This is a genomic window from Caballeronia sp. INML1, from assembly GCF_023631085.1.
GTDB lineage: Bacteria > Pseudomonadota > Gammaproteobacteria > Burkholderiales > Burkholderiaceae > Caballeronia > Caballeronia turbans.
In genome coordinates this window covers 1-5,352 of sequence record NZ_JALQDT010000090.1, presented here as the reverse complement: position 1 = coordinate 5,352, position 5,352 = coordinate 1, and the positions used below count along the sequence as shown (strand labels likewise).

Annotated in this window: 2 tRNA genes and 3 rRNA genes; all 5 read left to right on the top strand. The window is 53.4% G+C overall.

Features of this window, described 5'->3' with window-relative positions:
• Positions 1-138: 138 nt before the first annotated feature.
• The 5 genes from NCR38_RS33870 (at position 139) to rrf (ending at position 5,322) form a co-directional block, all read left to right on the top strand.
• Positions 139-1,670 (top strand): 16S ribosomal RNA (locus NCR38_RS33870).
• A 63-nt stretch (positions 1,671-1,733) separates the two neighbouring features.
• Positions 1,734-1,810: transfer RNA gene (locus NCR38_RS33865), tRNA-Ile, on the top strand.
• Positions 1,811-1,829: 19 nt separating this feature from the next.
• A tRNA-Ala gene (locus NCR38_RS33860) sits at positions 1,830-1,905 on the top strand.
• Positions 1,906-2,192: 287 nt separating this feature from the next.
• Positions 2,193-5,075 (top strand): 23S ribosomal RNA (locus NCR38_RS33855).
• A gap of 134 nt (positions 5,076-5,209) precedes the next feature.
• Positions 5,210-5,322 (top strand): 5S ribosomal RNA (rrf, locus tag NCR38_RS33850).
• The 16S, 23S and 5S rRNA genes sit together here with 2 tRNA genes alongside, the layout of an rRNA operon.
• The last annotated feature ends 30 nt before the right edge of the window (positions 5,323-5,352 follow it).

Sequence of the window (5,352 nt, the reverse complement as noted above, 5' to 3'; positions counted from 1 at the left end):
GCTGGATATAGCGAAAGTATCAAGAGTCTCACACGAAGTATCAGAGGAAGGTTTTTCCATCTTTGGATGGAGTAAATCATCGTCAGTACGTTGAGTGAGCGACCGGGTTCATGGAACCCGAAAACAGTAACAGGAATTGAACTGAAGAGTTTGATCCTGGCTCAGATTGAACGCTGGCGGCATGCCTTACACATGCAAGTCGAACGGCAGCACGGGGGCAACCCTGGTGGCGAGTGGCGAACGGGTGAGTAATACATCGGAACGTGTCCTGTAGTGGGGGATAGCCCGGCGAAAGCCGGATTAATACCGCATACGATCTACGGAAGAAAGCGGGGGATCTTCGGACCTCGCGCTGCAGGGGCGGCCGATGGCAGATTAGCTAGTTGGTGGGGTAAAGGCCTACCAAGGCGACGATCTGTAGCTGGTCTGAGAGGACGACCAGCCACACTGGGACTGAGACACGGCCCAGACTCCTACGGGAGGCAGCAGTGGGGAATTTTGGACAATGGGGGCAACCCTGATCCAGCAATGCCGCGTGTGTGAAGAAGGCCTTCGGGTTGTAAAGCACTTTTGTCCGGAAAGAAAACCATCGCCCTAATATGGTGGTGGGATGACGGTACCGGAAGAATAAGCACCGGCTAACTACGTGCCAGCAGCCGCGGTAATACGTAGGGTGCGAGCGTTAATCGGAATTACTGGGCGTAAAGCGTGCGCAGGCGGTCTGTTAAGACCGATGTGAAATCCCCGGGCTTAACCTGGGAACTGCATTGGTGACTGGCAGGCTTTGAGTGTGGCAGAGGGAGGTAGAATTCCACGTGTAGCAGTGAAATGCGTAGAGATGTGGAGGAATACCGATGGCGAAGGCAGCCTCCTGGGCCAACACTGACGCTCATGCACGAAAGCGTGGGGAGCAAACAGGATTAGATACCCTGGTAGTCCACGCCCTAAACGATGTCAACTAGTTGTTGGGGATTCATTTCCTTAGTAACGTAGCTAACGCGTGAAGTTGACCGCCTGGGGAGTACGGTCGCAAGATTAAAACTCAAAGGAATTGACGGGGACCCGCACAAGCGGTGGATGATGTGGATTAATTCGATGCAACGCGAAAAACCTTACCTACCCTTGACATGGTCGGAATCCTGCTGAGAGGCGGGAGTGCTCGAAAGAGAACCGGCGCACAGGTGCTGCATGGCTGTCGTCAGCTCGTGTCGTGAGATGTTGGGTTAAGTCCCGCAACGAGCGCAACCCTTGTCCTTAGTTGCTACGCAAGAGCACTCTAAGGAGACTGCCGGTGACAAACCGGAGGAAGGTGGGGATGACGTCAAGTCCTCATGGCCCTTATGGGTAGGGCTTCACACGTCATACAATGGTCGGAACAGAGGGTTGCCAAGCCGCGAGGCGGAGCCAATCCCAGAAAACCGATCGTAGTCCGGATCGCAGTCTGCAACTCGACTGCGTGAAGCTGGAATCGCTAGTAATCGCGGATCAGCATGCCGCGGTGAATACGTTCCCGGGTCTTGTACACACCGCCCGTCACACCATGGGAGTGGGTTTTACCAGAAGTGGCTAGTCTAACCGCAAGGAGGACGGTCACCACGGTAGGATTCATGACTGGGGTGAAGTCGTAACAAGGTAGCCGTATCGGAAGGTGCGGCTGGATCACCTCCTTTCTCGAGCTTCGCACGAAGATATTAAGCGCTCACGCTTATCGGCTGTTGTTTAAGACAGGCTAAGGGTCTGTAGCTCAGTCGGTTAGAGCACCGTCTTGATAAGGCGGGGGTCGTTGGTTCGAATCCAACCAGACCCACCACGAGTCGAGATGCATGACTGGGGGATTAGCTCAGCTGGGAGAGCACCTGCTTTGCAAGCAGGGGGTCGTCGGTTCGATCCCGTCATCCTCCACCAATCTTCAATGCCTAGCGTTCAAGCAGTTGAGCGTTAAGCATTGGCGATTGATAGCCAGTTGATGCCGCAAGCAGGGCAGTACGCTTGTAGGCTAAACGTTCTTTAACAATCTGGAAGAAGTAGTAAAGAGAATCTTCGAAAGCACTTAGAGATGGGTGTGAGTAGGGATTCAGGGTAGTGATTGTATCGAGTATGAAAAAGTGATCGAGAGATCGCTTTGGAATACGGCACAACGCGAATACTCAGCCTATGACGTGGTGAATGCGAAGCAGACACACTCGTTATAGGGTCAAGCGAACAAGTGCATGTGGTGGATGCCTTGGCGATCACAGGCGATGAAGGACGCGGTAGCCTGCGAAAAGCGGTGGGGAGCTGGCAAACGAGCTTTGATCCACCGATATCCGAATGGGGAAACCCACTCCTTATGGAGTACCCATGACTGAATCCATAGGTCATGTGGGGCGAACGCGGTGAACTGAAACATCTAAGTAACCGCAGGAACAGAAATCAACCGAGATTCCCAAAGTAGTGGCGAGCGAAATGGGATCAGCCTGTACTCTTTATCTTCGTGGTTAGCTGAACGCTCTGGAAAGTGCGGCCATAGCAGGTGATAGCCCTGTAAGCGAAAACCGTGAGGAAGAACTAGGGGTACGAGAAGTAGGGCGGGACACGTGAAATCCTGTCTGAAGATGGGGGGACCATCCTCCAAGGCTAAATACTCGTGATCGACCGATAGTGAACCAGTACCGTGAGGGAAAGGCGAAAAGAACCCCGGGAGGGGAGTGAAATAGATCCTGAAACCGCATGCATACAAACAGTCGGAGCCTCGCAAGGGGTGACGGCGTACCTTTTGTATAATGGGTCAGCGACTTACGTTCAGTAGCGAGCTTAACTGATTAAGGCAGGCGTAGCGAAAGCGAGTCCGAACAGGGCGATCAGTTGCTGGGCGTAGACCCGAAACCAAGTGATCTATCCATGGCCAGGTTGAAGGTGCGGTAACACGTACTGGAGGACCGAACCCACTAACGTTGAAAAGTTAGGGGATGAGCTGTGGATAGGGGTGAAAGGCTAAACAAACTTGGAAATAGCTGGTTCTCTCCGAAAACTATTTAGGTAGTGCCTCGTGTATCACCTTCGGGGGTAGAGCACTGTCATGGTTGTGGGGTCCATTGCGGATTACTACGCCATAGCAAACTCCGAATACCGAAGAGTGTAATCACGGGAGACAGACATCGGGTGCTAACGTCCGGTGTCAAGAGGGAAACAACCCAGACCGCCAGCTAAGGTCCCAAAGATTGGCTAAGTGGGAAACGAAGTGGGAAGGCTAAAACAGTCAGGAGGTTGGCTTAGAAGCAGCCACCCTTTAAAGAAAGCGTAATAGCTCACTGATCGAGTCGTCCTGCGCGGAAGATGTAACGGGGCTCAAGCCAGTCACCGAAGCTGCGGATGCGTACGCAAGTACGTGTGGTAGGAGAGCGTTCCGTAAGCCTGCGAAGGTGCGTTGAAAAGCGTGCTGGAGGTATCGGAAGTGCGAATGCTGACATGAGTAGCGATAAAGGGGGTGAAAAGCCCCCTCGCCGTAAGCCCAAGGTTTCCTACGCAACGTTCATCGGCGTAGGGTGAGTCGGCCCCTAAGGCGAGGCAGAAATGCGTAGCTGATGGGAAGCAGGTCAATATTCCTGCACCATTGTTAGATGCGATGGGGGGACGGATCGCGGAAGGTTGTCCGGGTGTTGGACGTCCCGGTCGCTGCATTGGAGAAGGTGCTTAGGCAAATCCGGGCACAGAATTCAAGGGTGTGGCGCGAGCTTCTTCGGAAGCGAAGCAATTGGAAGTGGTTCCAAGAAAAGCCTCTAAGCTTCAGTCTAACGATGACCGTACCGCAAACCGACACAGGTGGGCGAGATGAGTATTCTAAGGCGCTTGAGAGAACTCGGGAGAAGGAACTCGGCAAATTGGTACCGTAACTTCGGGATAAGGTACGCCTCTGTAGCTTGACCAGCCTGCGCTGGAAGGGTGAAGAGGTTGCAATAAACTGGTGGCTGCGACTGTTTAATAAAAACACAGCACTCTGCAAACACGAAAGTGGACGTATAGGGTGTGACGCCTGCCCGGTGCCGGAAGATTAAATGATGGGGTGCAAGCTCTTGATTGAAGTCCCGGTAAACGGCGGCCGTAACTATAACGGTCCTAAGGTAGCGAAATTCCTTGTCGGGTAAGTTCCGACCTGCACGAATGGCGTAACGATGGCCACACTGTCTCCTCCCGAGACTCAGCGAAGTTGAAGTGTTTGTGATGATGCAATCTCCCCGCGGCTAGACGGAAAGACCCCATGAACCTTTACTGTAGCTTTGCATTGGACTTTGAACCGATCTGTGTAGGATAGGTGGGAGGCTATGAAACCGGAACGCTAGTTTCGGTGGAGCCGTCCTTGAAATACCACCCTGGTTTGTTTGAGGTTCTAACCTTGGTCCGTGATCCGGATCGGGGACAGTGCATGGTAGGCAGTTTGACTGGGGCGGTCTCCTCCCAAAGTGTAACGGAGGAGTACGAAGGTACGCTAGGTACGGTCGGAAATCGTGCTGATAGTGCAATGGCATAAGCGTGCTTAACTGCGAGACCGACAAGTCGAGCAGGTGCGAAAGCAGGTCATAGTGATCCGGTGGTTCTGTATGGAAGGGCCATCGCTCAACGGATAAAAGGTACTCTGGGGATAACAGGCTGATACCGCCCAAGAGTTCATATCGACGGCGGTGTTTGGCACCTCGATGTCGGCTCATCTCATCCTGGGGCTGTAGCCGGTCCCAAGGGTATGGCTGTTCGCCATTTAAAGAGGTACGTGAGCTGGGTTTAAAACGTCGTGAGACAGTTTGGTCCCTATCTGCCGTGGGCGTTGGATATTTGAAGGGGGCTGCTCCTAGTACGAGAGGACCGGAGTGGACGAACCTCTGGTGTACCGGTTGTCACGCCAGTGGCATCGCCGGGTAGCTATGTTCGGAAGAGATAACCGCTGAAAGCATCTAAGCGGGAAACTCGCCTTAAGATGAGATATCCCCGGGGCTTCGAGCCCCTTGAAGGGTCGTTCCAGACCAGGACGTTGATAGGTCAGGTGTGTAAGTGCAGTAATGCATTGAGCTAACTGATACTAATTGCCCGTAAGGCTTGATCCTATAACCAGTGTGTTTGTGCGCGCCCCGCGCGCCACCACTGGCGAGTCACGCGTGTGCGACAATCGCCACCCAATTCTTTACCGCTTCTTCCCAGATTGGTTGTGTTGACTACCTCAACCCAACAACAAGTCATGCCTGATGACCATAGCGAGTCGGTCCCACCCCTTCCCATCCCGAACAGGACCGTGAAACGACTCCACGCCGATGATAGTGCGGATACCCGTGTGAAAGTAGGTAATCGTCAGGCTCCTCATGCGATAAACAAAAACCCCACCCC